15 protein-coding genes are annotated in these 17747 nt (G+C 44.7%); 5 read left to right on the top strand and 10 right to left on the bottom strand.

Translation table 11 applies throughout. The features are described 5' to 3' along the window. Positions 1 to 5 precede the first annotated feature (5 nt). Both L0991_12210 and L0991_12215 read left to right on the top strand, forming a co-directional pair. Positions 6 to 533, top strand: coding sequence for a prepilin-type N-terminal cleavage/methylation domain-containing protein (locus L0991_12210; protein ID XGB62137.1), 528 nt, complete (start codon positions 6 to 8; stop codon positions 531 to 533). 103 nt (positions 534 to 636) lie between these two features. After that, positions 637 to 1125, top strand: coding sequence for an MgtC/SapB family protein (locus L0991_12215; protein XGB62138.1), 489 nt, complete (start codon positions 637 to 639; stop codon positions 1123 to 1125). 86 nt (positions 1126 to 1211) lie between these two features. Here L0991_12215 and L0991_12220 read toward each other — a convergent pair whose 3' ends face one another. The 4 genes from L0991_12220 to L0991_12235 form a co-directional block, all read right to left on the bottom strand. Next, entirely contained in the window at positions 1212 to 2690 is a 1479-nt protein-coding gene (locus L0991_12220; protein XGB62139.1) for a diguanylate cyclase, read from the bottom strand. Positions 2691 to 2884: 194 nt separating this feature from the next. Beyond that, positions 2885 to 3442 carry a phaC PHA synthase gene (locus L0991_12225; protein ID XGB62140.1) on the bottom strand — a complete coding sequence of 186 codons (558 nt, stop codon included), beginning with the start codon at positions 3440 to 3442 and terminating at the stop codon, positions 2885 to 2887. A gap of 316 nt (positions 3443 to 3758) precedes the next feature. Continuing rightward, complete coding sequence (groL, locus tag L0991_12230) at positions 3759 to 5405, bottom strand: chaperonin GroEL (GenBank protein XGB62141.1); 1647 nt, start codon at positions 5403 to 5405, stop codon at positions 3759 to 3761. A gap of 51 nt (positions 5406 to 5456) precedes the next feature. Further along, a complete protein-coding gene (locus L0991_12235) occupies positions 5457 to 5747 on the bottom strand; it encodes a co-chaperone GroES (GenBank protein ID XGB62142.1) in 291 nt (96 codons plus the stop codon). Positions 5748 to 6245: 498 nt separating this feature from the next. Here L0991_12235 and L0991_12240 point away from each other — a divergent pair, with 498 nt between their 5' ends. Both L0991_12240 and L0991_12245 read left to right on the top strand, forming a co-directional pair. Further along, complete coding sequence (locus L0991_12240) at positions 6246 to 7589, top strand: MATE family efflux transporter (GenBank protein ID XGB62143.1); 1344 nt, start codon at positions 6246 to 6248, stop codon at positions 7587 to 7589. A gap of 226 nt (positions 7590 to 7815) precedes the next feature. After that, positions 7816 to 8310: a methylated-DNA--[protein]-cysteine S-methyltransferase gene (locus tag L0991_12245; GenBank protein ID XGB62144.1), complete on the top strand. Its 495-nt coding sequence runs from the start codon at positions 7816 to 7818 to the stop codon at positions 8308 to 8310. 389 nt (positions 8311 to 8699) lie between these two features. Here the strand turns inward: L0991_12245 and gpmM are convergent, their stop codons facing one another. Continuing rightward, entirely contained in the window at positions 8700 to 10232 is a 1533-nt protein-coding gene (gene gpmM / locus L0991_12250; protein XGB62145.1) for a 2,3-bisphosphoglycerate-independent phosphoglycerate mutase, read from the bottom strand. A 349-nt stretch (positions 10233 to 10581) separates the two neighbouring features. On the opposite strand from gpmM, the gene wecA reads away from it, so the two are divergent. Continuing rightward, positions 10582 to 11646, top strand: coding sequence for a UDP-N-acetylglucosamine--undecaprenyl-phosphate N-acetylglucosaminephosphotransferase (wecA, locus tag L0991_12255; GenBank protein ID XGB62146.1), 1065 nt, complete (start codon positions 10582 to 10584; stop codon positions 11644 to 11646). 122 nt (positions 11647 to 11768) lie between these two features. On the opposite strand, the gene cysN is transcribed toward wecA, so the two are convergent. The 5 genes from cysN to L0991_12280 form a co-directional block, all read right to left on the bottom strand. Further along, positions 11769 to 13178 (bottom strand): sulfate adenylyltransferase subunit CysN, encoded by a 1410-nt coding sequence (gene cysN, locus L0991_12260; GenBank protein XGB62147.1) that lies wholly within the window; start codon positions 13176 to 13178, stop codon positions 11769 to 11771. A gap of 98 nt (positions 13179 to 13276) precedes the next feature. Then, positions 13277 to 14236, bottom strand: a complete 960-nt coding sequence (locus L0991_12265) for a DHH family phosphoesterase (protein ID XGB62148.1) — start codon at positions 14234 to 14236, stop codon at positions 13277 to 13279. Then, complete coding sequence (gene cysC / locus L0991_12270) at positions 14236 to 14883, bottom strand: adenylyl-sulfate kinase (protein ID XGB62149.1); 648 nt, start codon at positions 14881 to 14883, stop codon at positions 14236 to 14238. The genes L0991_12265 and cysC overlap by 1 nt, the downstream gene beginning before the upstream one ends. A 6-nt stretch (positions 14884 to 14889) precedes the next feature. After that, the gene (gene cysD, locus L0991_12275; protein ID XGB62150.1) at positions 14890 to 15804 is read right to left on the bottom strand and encodes a sulfate adenylyltransferase subunit CysD; all 915 of its coding nucleotides are present in this window, start codon (positions 15802 to 15804) and stop codon (positions 14890 to 14892) included. A gap of 19 nt (positions 15805 to 15823) precedes the next feature. Beyond that, a complete protein-coding gene (locus L0991_12280; protein XGB62151.1) occupies positions 15824 to 17563 on the bottom strand; it encodes an SLC13 family permease in 1740 nt (579 codons plus the stop codon). Positions 17564 to 17747: the final 184 nt, after the last annotated feature.

Consider the following 17747-nt stretch of genomic DNA (forward strand, 5'->3'; position numbering starts at 1 on the left):
TATCCATGAAGCACCATGCCTCGGTTATTCCACCGGTGATAGCTAGCCGCTCAAAAGGCTTTACCATTATTGAACTGGTTGTGGTGATCGTGATTCTGGGCATTGTTTCTGTAACGGCAGCTTCCAAGTTTCTCAACCTTCAAACCGATGCACGTATCTCGACATTAAATGGCCTTAAAGGTGGCATGGAGAGCGCAAGTGCTATGCTTTATGGTAAGGCATCAGCATTAGGGTTAGATAAGGCAGTCAGCGCATCGATTAATGTTGAAGGCGACGATATTCTAGTAGCGTATGGCTATCCTGCAGCAATGAATGATCAAACTTGGTCACTGCTTATCGAATCCACATTTTTAGATGCAGTTTGGGACACTGGTAGGGCTGACTGGTTTTTTACTAATATAGATGCGGATGATGGCATCATTTTGTACGCACCTTCTAGCCGAAAAAACCAATCTGATCACTGCTACCTTGAGTATCAAGAGGCGACTGAGACTACGACACCTGTCTTCACACTAACTACAACAGGCTGTTAGATTTTATTAGCAACATCAATCGTTAAGACAAAAAGTTTTTGTTCGATCGTCCGGTCTATTATTAGCATACTCGACTCTATTCTAAATTTTTAGGAGGGGTGATATGTCACAATTTATAGAACAAACTTTAAACCTTGCCCCCTTTAGCTGGGCAGGACTAGCAGTGTGTATGCTGTGTGGTTCGTTAATCGGTATCGAGCGACAAACACGCGGTAAACCAGTAGGTATCAGAACCTCGATTCTGATCATCAGTGGTACCTACTTCTTCCTTACCATGGCGATTAGCCTATCTCCAAACACACTCGATCAGGCTCGCGTACTTGGCCAGATCATTACTGGTGTTGGTTTCCTGGGTGCGGGTGTGATGATGACACTCGATGGCAAAATTCATGGTGTGACTTCAGCTGCCATTATTTGGGTATTGGCAGCACTTGGGATGATGATAGCGCTTGGTCACCTTTCACAATCGGTTATTATCACGCTATTAGCGTTGGCGATCTTGCTTGGTGTCGATAAAGTGGAAAACAGCTTCCAGAGCCTACGTCGTGGTGTTCACCAGAAATGGATGAGAAAAGGCCGCGTTAAGAAATAGTGCCGTACTCGATAGACTCAATTGTTGTTCCACTGATATAAAGAAGCCTAGTCAACCGACTAGGCTTTGCATTATTTAATGGCTCATCAATACGTCTGTATGCACACCCGATTCTTACCCGCAGCTTTAGCCTTATAAAGCTGTTCATCAGAGGAACGAATGCTCTGGTTTTTCCACAAGTGCCCTACACTGTCGAACTTATACAAAGAGTAAAGTGTGGCTCCGCCAGATACAGAAATATTAATCTTGTCGCCAGCCTGAGAGCGGTAACACTGTAGGCTTATGTCATTCTGAATTCGCTCAAAGATGGATGACAACAGCTCGGAAGACTCGCCCGTAATAGCGACTACAAACTCTTCACCGCCAAATCTAGCGACGATGTCTTGCTGTCGAACGCTATTTGTCATCAGCTGAGCTACATGACAAATCACCTCATCCCCTATCTTATGACCGTAGTGATCATTAACCACTTTAAAGTCATCGATATCAAACACGCCAACACCAATAATAGGTTCTTCATCTTGTGCCAACAGTCGCGCTTCAAAGCCACGGCGATTCAACAAACCAGTTAATGGATCTTGCATCGCCAAGCTATTCAAACGTTCATGTTCTTGCTTGGTATAGAAGCGCCATAACCACAATGCCGAGACGATATACAGCGCTAACAATATCGATAATTGAGCACGCTCCATCTCCAATACATGTAAGAAGTGTTCGCTCTTATCTTCTTCAATGGTCAGATAGAGTTGGGTGTTGTTACCATCAATGTACAGGGGACGAGAGTGAGTAAAGTCCATCAGACCATACTTGTTTATCCCTCTAACGCTGGTTATCTCATACCCGTGCGTTGGATTTGATACTAGGCTAGAAACGTAACCATCAACACCTAATATCCCTTTGAACTCACCGTCAACGTAGATTCCCTTGGTCAAAGTCACCACCTTCTCACCGGTTAGGTAATCATCGTATTGGCCGGTATACACAACCTGATGTTTGTCCTGCGATAAACCAAAGCGAACCGTATTAATCCAATAAGGTCGGCTATTTACAACAGAGTCGAACGTATCACCTTTCATATATTGGGCAATATCAGAGGGGGAAGAGATAACAAACTTCTCTTTCGAGATAAAATAAATCGCTGAGATGGTATCAATGGTATTGGCGAAATAAGCCATAGTGGGTGCGATAAACAAACGCTTACCCGCCTCCGAATATAGCCCGGAATTAGGGTCACACATCTCGGTGGGGCCTGAAAACATAAAATCAAAGCGAGGGGCTTGCTGATCCTCACTAATGAAATAACACGTCTCGTCTTCTACCTTTTTATCGTGCGGAAAAGCGTAAGTGTCACCATGCAACGGATAGAGCGCCGTGATGTTGTACTCAAGCGCATTAATAATTTGTGTGAGCTCCGCCAAAGAGCGTGTCACGCCTTGCTTTTCAACTCCATACTGTTTACCTGATTCTTCCGCTGAATCAACGAGCAACAAGCTCAAAACTACTAAAAAACTGGCGGTCAGGCCTAAGAAAGCCTTCTTAAAATCGATAGTATGGGGATTAATCAAAGCATATAAATCATCGTTAAAAATTTAGCGCACATTGTACTTATAAATAAACTCACTGCAACAACAAATATAAAACAATATGCTTATCTTGTTTAGGAAGAGGCATTTGGAAATCTATAAGAAAATGCAGAGTTGCAATAACGCCTAAGTAAGAAGCACTCAGGCGTTATGAGTCACAATAGTAACACTAAGCCTTACTTAGCAAAGTTTACAATTGGGAAGCACGGGAAGAAACCGTTATCCGCACAGTTAATCAGACCAACCTGTACGCCTTCGATTTTGTTGGTTTTGTTGAAGATACCAACCTGAACCGTAGAAACATCTGAAAGGTTAGCTGCGCCAACATCGACCATAGTGTCGCCTTCAGAGTAGTTTACGAAACTTACGTTTGCACCTTTTACATCGTTAGTGATGTTCACAGCACCTAAGTTAAGGCCCGTTGTTTTACCCGTATTCCAGTTAAAGAAGCCCAGTGATGCACCTGTCATCTCTTGGTTCACTTTAGATGCACCAAAAATACCAAGGTTCACACCCGTTGTTGTTTGAGTCTCAGACATACCCACAACCGCAAGGTCGACACCCTTAAGGTCGTTTACTTGTCCGTGAAGCAGAGCCAAGCGCACACCACCAACCGCATCTGAATCAGGTGCGTTGAAGCCGTTGATTGTTGAAAACATAACAGGCGAAGAAGCGAATGCCGCTGGTGCCATTACTGCTGCCGACACAGCAAGTACTGAAAGTAGTTTTTTCATTGGGGAGTCTCCACTGACTTATTGTTAACTTGATTTATACATTATCAATCAAGCGTTTATTGTCCTTTATTCAACAGTACAGTTATATCAATGTCATAACTGTACTGTTGAATATAAGACGGTAAATCAGAAAGAGCAATATAAAGAAAGGGATACGATAAGAGTTAAGAGTAGCCATCGACACACATTTCGATGCATAACACTAAAGATTACCTATCACGCTCGTGCCTCGCTGTAGGGAATGACGATGTCAGGACATAAAAAAACGGAGACCGAAGTCTCCGTTTTCAATTTCACTATGAATAGCGAGGGATGATTACATCATACCGCCCATGCCACCCATACCGCCCATGCCGCCCATGTCAGGCATTGCTGGAGCGTCTTTTTGTGGCAGGTCTGTTACCATCGCTTCTGTGGTGATCATAAGACCAGCAACTGATGCTGCGAATTGTAGTGCGCTGCGAGTAACCTTAGTTGGATCTAGGATACCCATTGCGATCATGTCGCCGTATTCGCCAGTCGCAGCGTTGTAGCCGTAAGAGCCTTCGCCGCCTTTCACGTTGTTCGCTACCACTGACTCTTCGTCACCTGCGTTCTTCGTGATTTGACGGATTGGCGCTTCCATTGCACGTAGTGCAACGCGGATACCAACGTTTTGCTCTTCGTTGTCACCTTCAAGGCCAGCAACTTTAGAAGCAACACGGATAAGTGCAACACCACCACCAGCAACCACACCTTCTTCAACTGCAGCGCGAGTTGCGTGAAGTGCGTCTTCTACGCGATCTTTCTTCTCTTTCATCTCAACTTCAGTCGCAGCACCAACTTTGATTACTGCAACACCGCCAGCTAACTTAGCTACGCGCTCTTGAAGTTTTTCTTTGTCGTAGTCTGAAGTTGCATCTTCGATTTGTTGACGGATTTGAGAAACGCGACCTTGGATCATTGCTTCTTCACCCGCACCATCGATGATAGTTGAGTTTTCTTTAGTGATAGTTACGCGCTTAGCTTGACCTAGGTCTTCTAGCGTTACCTTCTCTAGGTCTAGACCGATCTCTTCAGAGATAACCGTACCACCAGTTAAGATAGCGATGTCTTGTAGCATTGCTTTACGACGGTCACCGAAACCAGGAGCTTTAACAGCAGCAACTTTAACGATACCGCGCATGTTGTTCACAACTAGAGTTGCAAGCGCTTCGCCTTCTACATCTTCAGCGATGATTAGAAGTGGGCGAGATGCCTTAGCTACCGCTTCTAGAGTCGGAAGAAGTTCGCGGATGTTTGAAACTTTCTTGTCGATAAGAAGGATGAATGGGCTTTCTAGATCAACAGAACCTGCTTCTTGGTTGTTGATGAAGTAAGGAGATAGGTAACCGCGGTCGAACTGCATACCTTCAACTACGTCTAGCTCGTCTTGCAGTGCTTGACCTTCTTCAACTGTGATAACGCCATCACGACCTACTTTTTCCATCGCTTCAGCAATGATGTTACCTACTGTCGCGTCAGAGTTTGCAGAGATAGTACCTACTTGCGCGATAGCTTTAGTATCTGCACATGGAACTGAAAGTGCTTTTAGCTCTTCAACTGCTGCAACAACTGCTTTGTCGATGCCGCGCTTAAGATCCATTGGGTTCATACCAGCAGCAACCGCTTTTAGGCCTTCGTTCACGATAGCTTGAGCAAGAACAGTTGCCGTAGTCGTACCGTCACCCGCAGCGTCGTTCGCTTGCGAAGCCACTTCTTTAACCATTTGTGCGCCCATGTTTTGGAACTTGTCTTCAAGTTCGATTTCACGTGCAACAGAAACACCATCTTTAGTGATCGTTGGTGCGCCAAATGATTTGTCTAGAACAACGTTACGGCCTTTAGGACCTAGCGTTACTTTTACTGCGTCAGCCAGAACGTTTACACCTTCTAGCATTTTAACTCGTGCGTCGTTACCAAATTTAACGTCTTTAGCAGCCATCTTTATTTCCTTTAAATTCTTTATTCAGTCAGTTCAGTTTTATGGATCGGATTACTCAACGATCGCCATGATGTCGTTTTCAGACATGATCAGAACTTCTTTACCGTCGATTTTTTCAGACTTAGTGCCGTAGCCTTCAGCAAAGATAACAGTGTCGCCAACTTTAACGTCCAATGGTTGTACTGAACCGTTTTCTAGGATGCGGCCTTTACCCACAGCTAGAATTACACCGCGAGTTGATTTTTCAGCGGCAGAACCAGTTAGAACGATGCCACCAGCAGATTTAGATTCAACTTCTTGGCGCTCAACGATAACTCGGTCGTGTAGAGGACGGATATTCATCGGTCGTATCTCCTGATAATTTCCATTTAATTTGATAGTTGCCACGATTGGCATGGGGTTAAAGAGTATGTTGGGGCGAAGTGAAAGATCCCAAGGGGTGGAAGGGAAATTTTGTGATCTAAGAGGCAGATACGAGTAACCGGGATGCGAGATACGAAAAGATAGGAGGGCAGATGAGAGATTCGGATAAACGAGTGGCGAAGAGCAAAAGGCGTTTCGTACCCCGTGCCCCTCATCTGGGCTTATCCGTCATTCAAGAACTGAGGAACGAAGTGTCTGGAATCTCATACAGCACGCGAATAACCACACAGTCGCAAGAGATTCCCTACCACGCTCGTACCTCGCTATAGGGAATGACGAAGTTACTTATACTTGTTCAAAAACCATTCGCATCGACTACTCCCGCCCTTCGCATCTCATTTACTCAAATCCCGTATCTGCTTTCCTTCCCGCCCACATCTGTTTATCCTAAACCTTTCGTTCCAACTGGCGTTTTACATGCAAGATAAGCACGGGCTATTAACCGCCCCCATTGCGAGTACATTGCGTACCATGACCATTCCGACTATCTTCGGCATGGTTGCGATCTTGATGTTTAACTTGGTTGATACTTTCTTTATCTCATTACTCGGCACACAAGCACTTGCAGCAGTGAGCTTTACCTTTCCAGTGACCTTCGCCATTAACTGCATCACCATGGGCATCGGTGTGGGACTTTCTACATGTATTGGGCGGTTACTGGGCCAAGGCTGCGCACAAAATGCCGCTCGCTTTACTTGTCATGGATTATTGCTTGCCGTGCTGCTTGTTGGCTTTGCATCCACACTAGGATTGGTGACACTTAAGCCGATGTTTACCTTATTGGGGGCAGAACCAAAATTACTGCCACTGATATCTGAATACATGGCGGTTTGGTACTTAGCCATTCCATTGCTTGTTATTCCAATGGCAGGCAACAGCGCGATACGAGCGAGTGGTGATACCAAAACCCCCGCCAAGATCATGATGTTGGCGGGCCTGATTAACGGCATTCTCGATCCCTTGCTGATCTTCGGTTACGGGCCTTTCCCAGAACTCGGTATTCAAGGCGCAGCCATCGCCAGTGGTTTCAGTTGGTTTGGTGCATTGTGTGGCTCACTGTACGTATTAATCAAACGAGAGAAGTTACTCGCTCCGCCAAAAACTCAAGAGGTTGTCCGCGACTGGAAACAAATCCTCACCATTGGAACACCCGCTGCACTTTCAAACGCGCTAAACCCGCTCGCGGGTGCCATCATTATGATGATGCTGGCCAAACAAGGAACCGAAGCCGTTGCCGCTTATGGTGCTGCTCAGCGTATTGAGTCGATTCTGATCATAGTTTTGATGTCTCTCACTTCAGCACTCACCCCTTTTATGGCACAGAACTTTGGAGCAGAGAATCCACAACGCAGTTTCAAAGCTCTATTCTTGAGCATGCGTTTCGCCGTGCTATTCCAAGGTTTGATCTTTTTAATGATGGTGCCACTGAGCATTCCTTTAGCCGCTCTCTTTTCTCAAGAAGACTCGGTTCGAGGTATCTTGTGGCACTACCTGTTAGTCGTGCCATTTAGTTACGGGTTCCAAGGCATTGTGATGATGCTAATCAGTGCAATGAATGCCATGCATCAACCACTCAAAGCCTTCCAATGGAGCTTCATGCGGCTGTTTGTATTTACCTTGCCGTTTGCCTGGGTAGGCAGCCAACTTGATGGTGTCGAAGGGCTGTTTATTGGCCTAGCGCTAGGAAACATAATGGGTGGCATTTCAGGGTACCTGTTTGCGCTTCGTATAAGAGTTAAGGCGGATGCGGGATTCGAGTAACCGAGATGCGAAAAGATAAAAAGCAGATACGGGATTCGAGTGGCGGGATGCGAAAAGACAAAAAGCAGATACGAAAGAATTTCGGAGCAAATATCAGGCTCAAGTGACATTCGAGTTCAACCTCGTCATTCCCTATAGCGAGGAACGAGCGCAGTAGGGAATCTATTATCCATTGCTAATACCGCGTTGCTTGAGAGCAGAAATAGACTAGAAGAAGGAAGATGACATGGAAGGTAGTACTTACAAAATGCTCTACGAAGCACCAATTGGCAAGATGATCATTGTTAGCAATGGCGAAGCAATTATTGAAATCGACCATGTGAACCATGATGAGGCTATTGATTGTAACCCCGATGAATTATGTATCAAGGTATCTCACCAACTAAACGAGTATTTTACTGGTCAACGAACTGAATTTGATTTGCCATTGAGAGCGACAAAAGGCACGGACTTTCAAAAAACGGCTTGGCAGGCTCTCACCTCTATTCCTTACGGCGAAACCATCAGCTATGGCGAACAAGCAAAGAGAATGGGAAAACCTAAAGCAGTAAGAGCAGTGGGTGGTGCGAACGGCAAGAACCCGTTTAGTATTGTAGTCCCTTGCCACCGAGTGATTGGTGCCAATGGAACATTAACCGGCTATACCGGCGGCATGAATCGCAAAGAGTGGTTGTTGGATTTTGAACGTTCAGTTGTAAAGAAGGATGAGAGTAGCGAGTGACGAGATACGAAAAGAACGTTACTCGATCCCGAACCTAGTCCCTTTAATTACGTCATTCCCTACAGCGAGCTACGAGCGTGATAGGGAATCTCTTTCAAAATACTTAATGCGACACATCAGACATGACATGAGATTCCAGATATTTCGTTCCTCAATTCTGGAATGACGAGATAGAGCAGATGAAAGTAACGAGATTCGGGATGCGAAAAGAAACAGGGCATTACCTTCCTGTTTTTAGCTTTACCGCTTTTCGTTACTCGCATCCCGCATCTGCCCTTCAGCTCTTCGAATCTCGTCTACCCGTATCTCGCATCTATAAAAAAGCCCGCACTTTGCAGTGCGGGCTTTCAAAATCGTTAAAGCTCAACGTGCACCGCTGAGCCGAACCATTATTTAACTAAAACATCACCTGACATTTCAGCTGGGATTTCTGTACCCGTTAGAGATAGCATTGTTGGTGCAAGGTCAGACAGCTTACCGCCTTCTTTGAACTCAACGTCTTTGTTACCTACGTAGATAAGTGGCACTGGTAGGTTAGTGTGTGCAGTATGGATACCGCCCGTTTCTGGGTTAACCATCATTTCTGCGTTACCGTGGTCTGCTGTGATAAGCAGTTGACCGTCAGCTTCTTTGATTGCTTCAACCACTTTACCAAGACACTCGTCTAGAGACTCTACTGCTTTCACTGCTGCATCGTACACACCAGTGTGACCAACCATGTCACAGTTAGGGAAGTTACAAACGATAGCGTCGTATTTGCCGCCTTTGATTGCTGCAACTAGCTTTTCAGTTAGTTCTGGTGCGCTCATCTCAGGCTGAAGATCGTAAGTTGCTACTTTTGGAGAAGCAACAAGTTGACGCTCTTCACCTTCAAATTCGTCTTCGATACCGCCATTGAAGAAGAAAGTCACGTGCGCGTATTTCTCAGTTTCAGAAATACGTAGCTGCGTTTTACCTTGCTTAGATAACCACTCACCGTAAGTGTTCTCTAGAGAAGCTGGTGGGAATGCACACAGCAATGGGATATCAGCAGCGTATTGAGTCAGCATCACAAAGTCGATTGCTGGGAATACGTTACGCTCAAAACCATCAAAATCAGCAACGAATGTGCGAGTGATTTGACGAGCACGGTCGGCACGGTAGTTCATGAAAATAACTGCATCGCCATCAACGATAGCAGCAGACTCTTCGCCTTCTGCTTTAATCTCAGTTGCTTTAACGAATTCATCGTTTTCGTCACGAGCGTAAGCGGCTTCTAGGCCAGCAACTGCCGTGTCGAATGTGAAATCTGCTTTTGCTTCAGTTAGCAACTCGTATGCAGTTTGAACGCGATCCCAGTTGTTATCACGGTCCATCGCGTAGTAACGACCAACCAAAGAAGCCACACGGCCTTTGCCCAGTTTAGCGAACAGATCTTGGAAGCGTTGTAGAGAGTTTTCTGCACTACGTGGCGGCGTATCACGGCCGTCTAGGAATGCGTGTAGGTAGATTTTCTCTGCGCCACGCTCTGCTGCCATTTCAACGGCTGCGTAGATGTGATCTTCATGAGAGTGAACGCCACCTGGTGACATAAGACCCATGATATGAACCGCTTTATCCGCGTTCACCGCTTTGTCGATAGCATTCACTAGCGCTTCAGTTTGACCGAATTCACCGTCTGCAATTGACTTAGTGATACGAGTAAGATCTTGGTATACCACACGACCAGCACCGATGTTGGTGTGACCAACTTCAGAGTTACCCATTTGGCCATCAGGTAGGCCTACATCCATGCCAGAAGCAGAGATTAGCGTGTTAGGTTGGTTAGCAATAAGACCGTCTAATACTGGTGTCTTAGCGTTCGCGATAGCGTTGTCTTGGTTGTCTTCACGGTAACCGTAACCGTCAAGGATCACTAGAGCCATTGGCTTCTTAGCTGACATAGGACTGACCTCGTTCAATTCAAAATAAATCGGTATAAAAACAAATTAGCGTAATTTTACTACAGTTTACAGTCAAAACTGTAGCGGAAGATCAAGAAACGTCTCAGGTAGGCCGATCGGAAGTGAAAAAAAATGTCACTTTGTGTTCAAGACTCCGAGGCAACATTAGGAATTAGACAGCGCATAACAACGCAATACTTACACCAAATATGAATCTAGGCGCGCATTTAAAAATGTAGACTTTGTTCCAAAAAAGTGAACAATTCATACTCAACCAAGTGTACATATTGATAGTTTTAACGTAAGCTACACGTAAATAAAACCATTAAAAATTTGGCTAGAGTTCATCATGTTATTAGAGCTATCATTTGTTGGCTTCTTCTCCTTTTCGTCGCTCTTTATAATGCGAAAAGCAGCAAAAGCCGTCGGCTTAGTAGATAAACCCAACGAACGAAAACTGCATAGCGGAGCGATCCCACTCGTAGGCGGAATCGCAATCAGCTTATCGATAGCCCAATTCATACTCACTCACCCCAATGTGATACCGCATAGCCAACTTTTTTTAGCTTCTATCGCAGTGCTTATCGTTATCGGCGCGCTCGATGATAAGTTTGATATTAGCTTCAAAATTCGGCTTGTCGTTCAAGCCATTCTCTCCATTTGCATGATGCACTTTGCCGATATTCGCTTAGAAAACATTGGTAATATTTTTGGCACAGGTGAATTACATTTAGGATTTCTGAGTCCAGTAATCACAATACTTGCCGTGATTGGAGCTATCAACGCTTTCAATATGGTTGATGGTATCGACGGCCTATTAGGTGGGCTTGCTATCGTCACCTTTGCTGGTATCGCCATTTTACTCAAAATCGATAGCCAACACGGCTTAGCGTATTTGTGCGCCGTATTCATTGCCGCGACTATCCCTTATATTCTGATGAACCTTGGTCTACTAGGCCGAGAACGCAAAGTGTTCATGGGGGATGCTGGCAGCATGATGATTGGCTTTACCGTCATCTGGCTACTGCTTGGTGCCAGCCAAAATCCTTCCGAAGCACTAATGCGACCGATCACGGCGTTATGGCTAATTGCTGTCCCGTTAATGGACATGGCCGCTATCATGTTTAGACGAGTAAGACGTGGGGATTCCCCATTCAAACCCGATCGTGAACATTTACACCATATTTTCCAGCGCCTTGGCTTTACATCACGCCAGACACTGGCCATCATTTGTTTGATCGCCAGTGGCTTTGCCGGTTTCGGTATCTACGGTGAGTTCTTGGGGATATCTGAATCAGCTATGTTCATCCTGTTTATGCTTTGCTTTATTTCGTACACCGTTGCGATGAGCTATGTTTGGCGTATCACAAGCTGGATTAGAAGTTGGCGTAACCTTCCTGAGAAAGTGTATTAATTTACATAAAGGTAGGCTTTAAACTACAGCTCAAGGTTTGTAACGAATCGAGAAACAAAAATGGCCAAATTCACAATATGAACTTGGCCATTTTTTATTCTATGACAATATGGATTTTCACTTTATATTTCAGTACACCCCCATTCAGGGAAGTGTTTACGTACATACGCATTCAAGTCTTTCTCTGCTTGAGAATACACACGACCTTGCTCTTCACTTCCATTTACCACAGTTTCAACCATACCAGCACCGACAGTCACATTGGTATGGCGGTCAATCACAATGAACGCACCGGTTTGCGGCAAAGCTTTATAAGTATCTACAGCAATCTTATCAGTCAATGAAATCTCTGACAGTGCGATTTCATTAAGTTCCAAAGAGTTACTGTTTTCTGCGTGTTGATTTAACGTGTTCACATCGATCTTGTGTGGGATTGCCGTCACTTTGCCCGTACACGATTTGGTCGCAAACTTAAAAGTATACTCTTTGTGCGTGCGCATTGGGTTTTCATCCATCCACACCACATGCGCTTGCACTTTATTGGTCACATTTGGCTCATGCCCATTGTGTACAAGCATGTCACCACGTGACACATCGATTTCATCTTCAAGCGTAATGGTGATGGCTTGACCGGGGCGTGCGGTTTCGAGCTCACCATCAAAAGTAAATATTGATTTGACACGCGATTGTTTGCCGGAAGGCAGGGCAGTAACTTCGTCCCCCACCTGAACAAGTCCTGAGGCCAGCGTACCACAGAAACCACGGAAATTAAGGTTTGGACGGTTAACATACTGCACAGGGAAACGCATACTATTAAAGTCTTTACCTTGGCCTATTTTTACCGTTTCGAGCAACTTCATTAACGTAGCACCCGGATACCAATCCATAACTTCACTTGGTGTTACTACATTGTCACCATTTAATGCAGAGATAGGCACAAAACGAATATCATCGATATCGAAATTCTTAGCCATCTCACGGTAATCGGCCTTGATCTTTTGATAAACATCTTGACTGTAGTTCATCAAGTCCATCTTATTGATAGCTACTATGATGTGTTTGATACCCAATAAACTACAAATGTAGCTATGACGACGAGTTTGCGTTTGAATACCGTAACGTGCATCAACCATTACAATCGCGAGATCACAGGTAGATGCCCCCGTTACCATATTACGCGTGTACTGTTCATGCCCCGGAGTATCAGCAATGATAAACTTGCGTTTGTCAGTTGAGAAGTAGCGATATGCCACATCAATGGTAATACCCTGCTCACGCTCTGACTGAAGGCCATCGACTAACAGCGCCAGATCGAACTCTCCATCGGTGGTATTAAACTTCTGGGAATCTTTCTCTATCGCTGCCATTTGATCTTCGTATATCAGCTTTGAATCATAAAGCAGACGACCAATCAATGTAGACTTACCATCATCGACATTACCACACGTTAGAAAGCGCAGTAAGTCTTTGTTTTCATGGACCTTTAAATATCCTTCGATATCGGTTGCGATTAGCTCGGAGCTATGAGACATAACGCTCTCCTAATGTATTCACTGTTTCGGCTTTCCTGCCCAAACGTAAATTCTGTTTTCCGCCCACACAGAGATCTAGGTGGGCATTGATTATTTCATTACTGGTAGAAGTCACTCAGCACTTGAGTAAACGTTTCAACGTTGTCTTTTGGCAATTGATTGATGCCAGCAGCGGCCTTACGCCCTCCTCCAGTCGGGAATGATGAACAAATCTCATCTGCGCCAAGACGATTATTCAGTGGCGCACGCACGCTCACTGTGTAATTTTCACCGTTTGTGTTCAGTGTTAACACAGCGTGAGCTAATTCTGGATTTTGATTGGCAAGCTCATTACCCAAAACACCACTGATGCGTCTAGCCCAAGCTTCACACGGTAGCTCAAACACTTTACATTGCGCGTCGACATGGGAAGGCTCAATATTAGTCACCTTTGCACGATCGTAGGCATAACCTGTTTTTAACACGTGATACGGTGAATCTTCATCAGAAAGCAATACAAGCGGATCTTCAAATTCACTCAACTGCCGATACAACTCTGCAGGCTCAATATGCAAATCACCAAGGGTTGCACCATAACCGTTGTAATTAATTAGTGTGCCAAGCTCTTTTAGAAACTCAGTCTCTGAGTCGGTCAAACCAATCTCTTGTGCCAGTTTTTGTGCTGAAACAAACAGGTTGTCACCAAACGCTGCCGCCACCGCCCACTTAGCATATTGACCATCAAGCTTTTTGTTTATAAGTAAACTAGTACACACTTCAGCATCAAGGTCAATCAGCGCTTCAAGCTTGTCAGAGTTTGGGATATCACCGCTGCGGTGGTGGTCGCAGTAAAATACGGGAATATCCTTTGCAAGCAAACTTTCCAGCTCAAGCAGATTCTTCTCCATGGATATGTCGAGCGCGGTAACCGAAATCGCTTTTTCCGCGTCCACTTGCTTAAGCAGTTTGATGTCACGCTTCACACCGGTAATTAGAGTCGAGTCTTTCGGCTCAGCGAAACGCAGTTGCAGCAGCGCAATGATGCCATCAGCATCGCCATTAAATACATCGTAATGCATTACGCTTCATCCTTTAGGTTCAGATATCCTTTCTTCTCAAGCTCACTTACAACATAGTCAGCACAGCCTTCAATACTGAGGTTTTCTGTTTTGAGATGAATCTCGGGACTCACTGGCGCTTGGTATTCTGAATCGATGCCAGTAAAGTGTTTAATTTCACCGGCGCGGGCTTTTTTATACAAGCCTTTAGGGTCACGTTGCTCGCACACTTCAAGAGGCGTATCCACAAACACTTCAAGAAATTCGCCGTCTTGCATTAAATCACGCACTTGCTTACGGTCTGAGGTAAAAGGAGAGATAAACGCGGTCAATACAATGTTGCCTGCGTCCACAAACAGTTTCGCCACTTCACCAATGCGGCGGATGTTCTCTATGCGGTCAGTATCTGAAAAGCCTAAGTCTTTGTTGAGACCATGGCGCAAATTGTCACCATCGAGAAGATAGCTGTGCTTGCCCATTTGCAACAGTTTGCTTTCCACCGCATTGGCCACGGTGGATTTACCTGAGCCACTCAGACCAGTAAACCACAAGCAAACTGACCGTTGCTGTTTTAGAGCAACGCGATCTGCGTGAGTCACCGTCGAGTTGTGCCACACCACATCAGCTGATACCGAGTCGTGCTCTTTACGTTGATAAGGAGTTGTCATAACTGCTTAGAAGTACCCTTCGCGTTTTTTCTTCTCCATCGATCCCGAACTGTCGTGGTCGATAGCACGGCCTTGACGCTCTGAAGTCGTCGTCAGCAGCATCTCTTGTATTATTTCAGGCAACGTTGCTGCTTCAGATTCCACAGCCCCTGTAAGTGGGTAACAACCAAGAGTACGGAAGCGAACCATTTTTTCTTCAACAACCTCGCCTTCTTTTAGCTCCATACGCTCATCATCTTTCATGATAAGCATGCCATCACGCTCAACAACAGGTCGCTTAGCAGCAAGGTATAAGCCAGGGATTTCAATATTCTCTAGATAGATATATTGCCAAATATCGAGCTCAGTCCAGTTTGAAAGTGGGAATACGCGAATACTCTCGCCTTTATTCACCTTGCCGTTATAAATGTTCCATAGCTCAGGGCGTTGATTTTTAGGGTCCCAACGATGGTGTTCATCACGGAAGGAGTAAACACGCTCTTTTGCACGAGACTTCTCTTCATCTCGACGTGCTCCGCCAAAGGCCGCATCAAAACCATGCTTGTCCAACGCCTGCTTCAAGCCTTGCGTTTTCATGATATCTGTATGTAACGAACTACCATGTACAAACGGGCTGATGTTCATTTCTACCCCTTCAGGGTTTTGATGAACAATCAACTTCATTCCTAACTTTTGGGCCATATAGTCACGAAACTCGATCATCTCCTTAAATTTCCACGTGGTATCAACATGCATCAATGGAAATGGAGGCGCGCCCGGAGCAAACGCTTTTTGCGCTAAGTGAAGCATCACAGACGAGTCTTTACCCACGGAATACAACATCACAGGGTTATCAAACTCAGAAGCCACCTCACGCATGATATGAATAGACTCAGCTTCTAATTGTTTTAGGTGAGTCATTCGCTCTGGAGAAACATTCATTTCAAAGGAGTCCTTAAAATTACAATCCAATAAAGGCAGGAATTGCGATTAACACAATCGCGCCGTAAAGCAGGCACATAGGAACACCAACTTTAACAAAATCTTGTAGTTTATACTGCCCGGCATTAAACACCATCAAGTTAGTTTGATATCCATACGGGCTAATAAAGCTGGCACTCGCGCCAAATGCTACTGCAAGTATATACGCTTGAGGGTTTGCCGATAAACTTGAAGCTAACTCAATTCCAATTGGAAGAACCAGCGCAGCCGCTGCATTATTAGTGACAAGTTCTGTCATCAACCAAGACAGCAAATAAACTACAATCAAGCCAGTGAGTGGTGTAAATAAATAATCATATGAATGAACAATGTATTCTAAACCACTCAGAGCACCACTATTCGTTAACGCCTGAGACAAAAGAAGGGCTGAAGATATAATTAACCAAATGTTTTTAGGTAAACGGTATATAACTTCATTTGCAGTTAAACACCCAGATAGCAATAGCGCACCTAATAGAACTAACATGACTTTAAACAGAGAGACTATTCCCAGCGCCGCTAGCAAAATTGATCCGAGAAAACCAACAACCGCCAGTTGTTCCTTCCAACCATCAAGACTCTGCTCTGTTTCGACTTCGCTCAGCAAGTAAAAATTCTTACGTATGTTCTTTCTCGAATAATAATCGCCCCCCACAGCAAGGACTAAGTAGTCTCCAGCCTTAAGTGTCACTTCACCTAGCTTACCCGATACCGGCTCTCCGTCTCGCTTAATCGCAACCACCGCGGCATCAAACAAAGCACGAAAACCAGAGTGCTTTAGTGTTTTTCCAATCAAATGGCTTTCAGGACGAATTACCACCTCAGATAGGTTATCAAGAGGGAGGCCATTATCACTTGCAAATAACGACAAGCCATCAAATTGAGTTAAAGTAGTGACTTTTTTAACATCTCCACTAAACAGCAAGCGATCATAAGGCTGTATCACTTCCAGAGGTGTAACAGGAGATATCAAACGCCCACTTCGTAAAATCTCAACCAAGAACAACGAATCTAGGTGTCGAAGGCCATTTTGTTCAACTGTTTTACCTACCAAATCAGATAGAGCAGACACTTCCGTATCAATAAGATAATCACGAATTTCTACGTTGCCTCTACCACGCTCAGGCAATAAGGGACTAAGAATGAAAAGTAGAACACCGCAACCTAACACTAAACATAAACCAACAGCGGTAAAATCGAAAAAATTCAAACTTGGTAAGCCAGAATCAATCACTAAGCTATTTACGATTAAATTCGTTGATGTTCCAACTAGAGTTAATGTGCCACCTAATATCGCAGCATAAGAAAGAGGCAAAAGCAGCTTGCTGGCTTTATGATGAGGGTTATTGCGAATTGGTGCCAACATTGTTGAGACAACCGCGGTGTTGTTCAATATGGCAGACGAGAATGTTGTTAAACTAAACAAGCGAAGCCAAGTGAGCCGATAATTCGACCCAATCACATAGTTAGTAATAAGACGCAACAGTTTAGTTTTCTCCAGTGCTACCGAACTAATCATCAACAGCATTAGTGTAAGCAAACCTTTATTGGAAAAACTTTGAATCACTTGCTCTGTGCTCACCAGCGAAGTTACCAACAAAGTCAGTAATAACACGCCAAACACTTTATCAGAATGAGACTGATAACGAATCAAGCCAAAAACGGTAGCAACGAACAAGAAAATCACCTGCACTGCAGGGCTTATTAACCAATCAAGCAAAATGAATGCTCCGAATAAACGCACTAGGGTATGAAAGCACAATAGACTCGACAGCCTATCATGTTGAACATATTGAGTTAAGTGTACTTGTATTGTATCGATAACCTGAACAGAAAAGGGCCCAACCTCATATCGAGATTGGGCCCTTTCGCTTGTGGTAACGAGTGATGGCAACCTAAAACAG

It is taken from the genome of Vibrio chagasii (assembly GCA_041879415.1).
Lineage (GTDB): Bacteria > Pseudomonadota > Gammaproteobacteria > Enterobacterales > Vibrionaceae > Vibrio.

Bases quoted from the DNA above. Each gene is read 5' to 3' on its own strand.
- L0991_12235 (XGB62142.1), bottom strand. From the start codon at position 5,747: ATGAATATCCGTCCTCTACACGACCGAGTTATCGTTGAGCGCCAAGAA.
- L0991_12215 (XGB62138.1), top strand. From the start codon at position 637: ATGTCACAATTTATAGAACAAACTTTAAACCTTGCCCCCTTTAGCTGG.
- L0991_12245 (XGB62144.1), top strand. From the start codon at position 7,816: ATGGAAGGTAGTACTTACAAAATGCTCTACGAAGCACCAATTGGCAAG.
- cysN (XGB62147.1), bottom strand. From the start codon at position 13,178: ATGTCTCATAGCTCCGAGCTAATCGCAACCGATATCGAAGGATATTTA.
- cysD (XGB62150.1), bottom strand. From the start codon at position 15,804: ATGAATGTTTCTCCAGAGCGAATGACTCACCTAAAACAATTAGAAGCT.
- L0991_12225 (XGB62140.1), bottom strand. From the start codon at position 3,442: ATGAAAAAACTACTTTCAGTACTTGCTGTGTCGGCAGCAGTAATGGCA.
- groL (XGB62141.1), bottom strand. From the start codon at position 5,405: ATGGCTGCTAAAGACGTTAAATTTGGTAACGACGCACGAGTTAAAATG.
- L0991_12240 (XGB62143.1), top strand. From the start codon at position 6,246: ATGCAAGATAAGCACGGGCTATTAACCGCCCCCATTGCGAGTACATTG.
- gpmM (XGB62145.1), bottom strand. From the start codon at position 10,232: ATGTCAGCTAAGAAGCCAATGGCTCTAGTGATCCTTGACGGTTACGGT.
- L0991_12265 (XGB62148.1), bottom strand. From the start codon at position 14,236: ATGCATTACGATGTATTTAATGGCGATGCTGATGGCATCATTGCGCTG.
- L0991_12210 (XGB62137.1), top strand. From the start codon at position 6: ATGAAGCACCATGCCTCGGTTATTCCACCGGTGATAGCTAGCCGCTCA.
- wecA (XGB62146.1), top strand. From the start codon at position 10,582: ATGTTATTAGAGCTATCATTTGTTGGCTTCTTCTCCTTTTCGTCGCTC.
- cysC (XGB62149.1), bottom strand. From the start codon at position 14,883: ATGACAACTCCTTATCAACGTAAAGAGCACGACTCGGTATCAGCTGAT.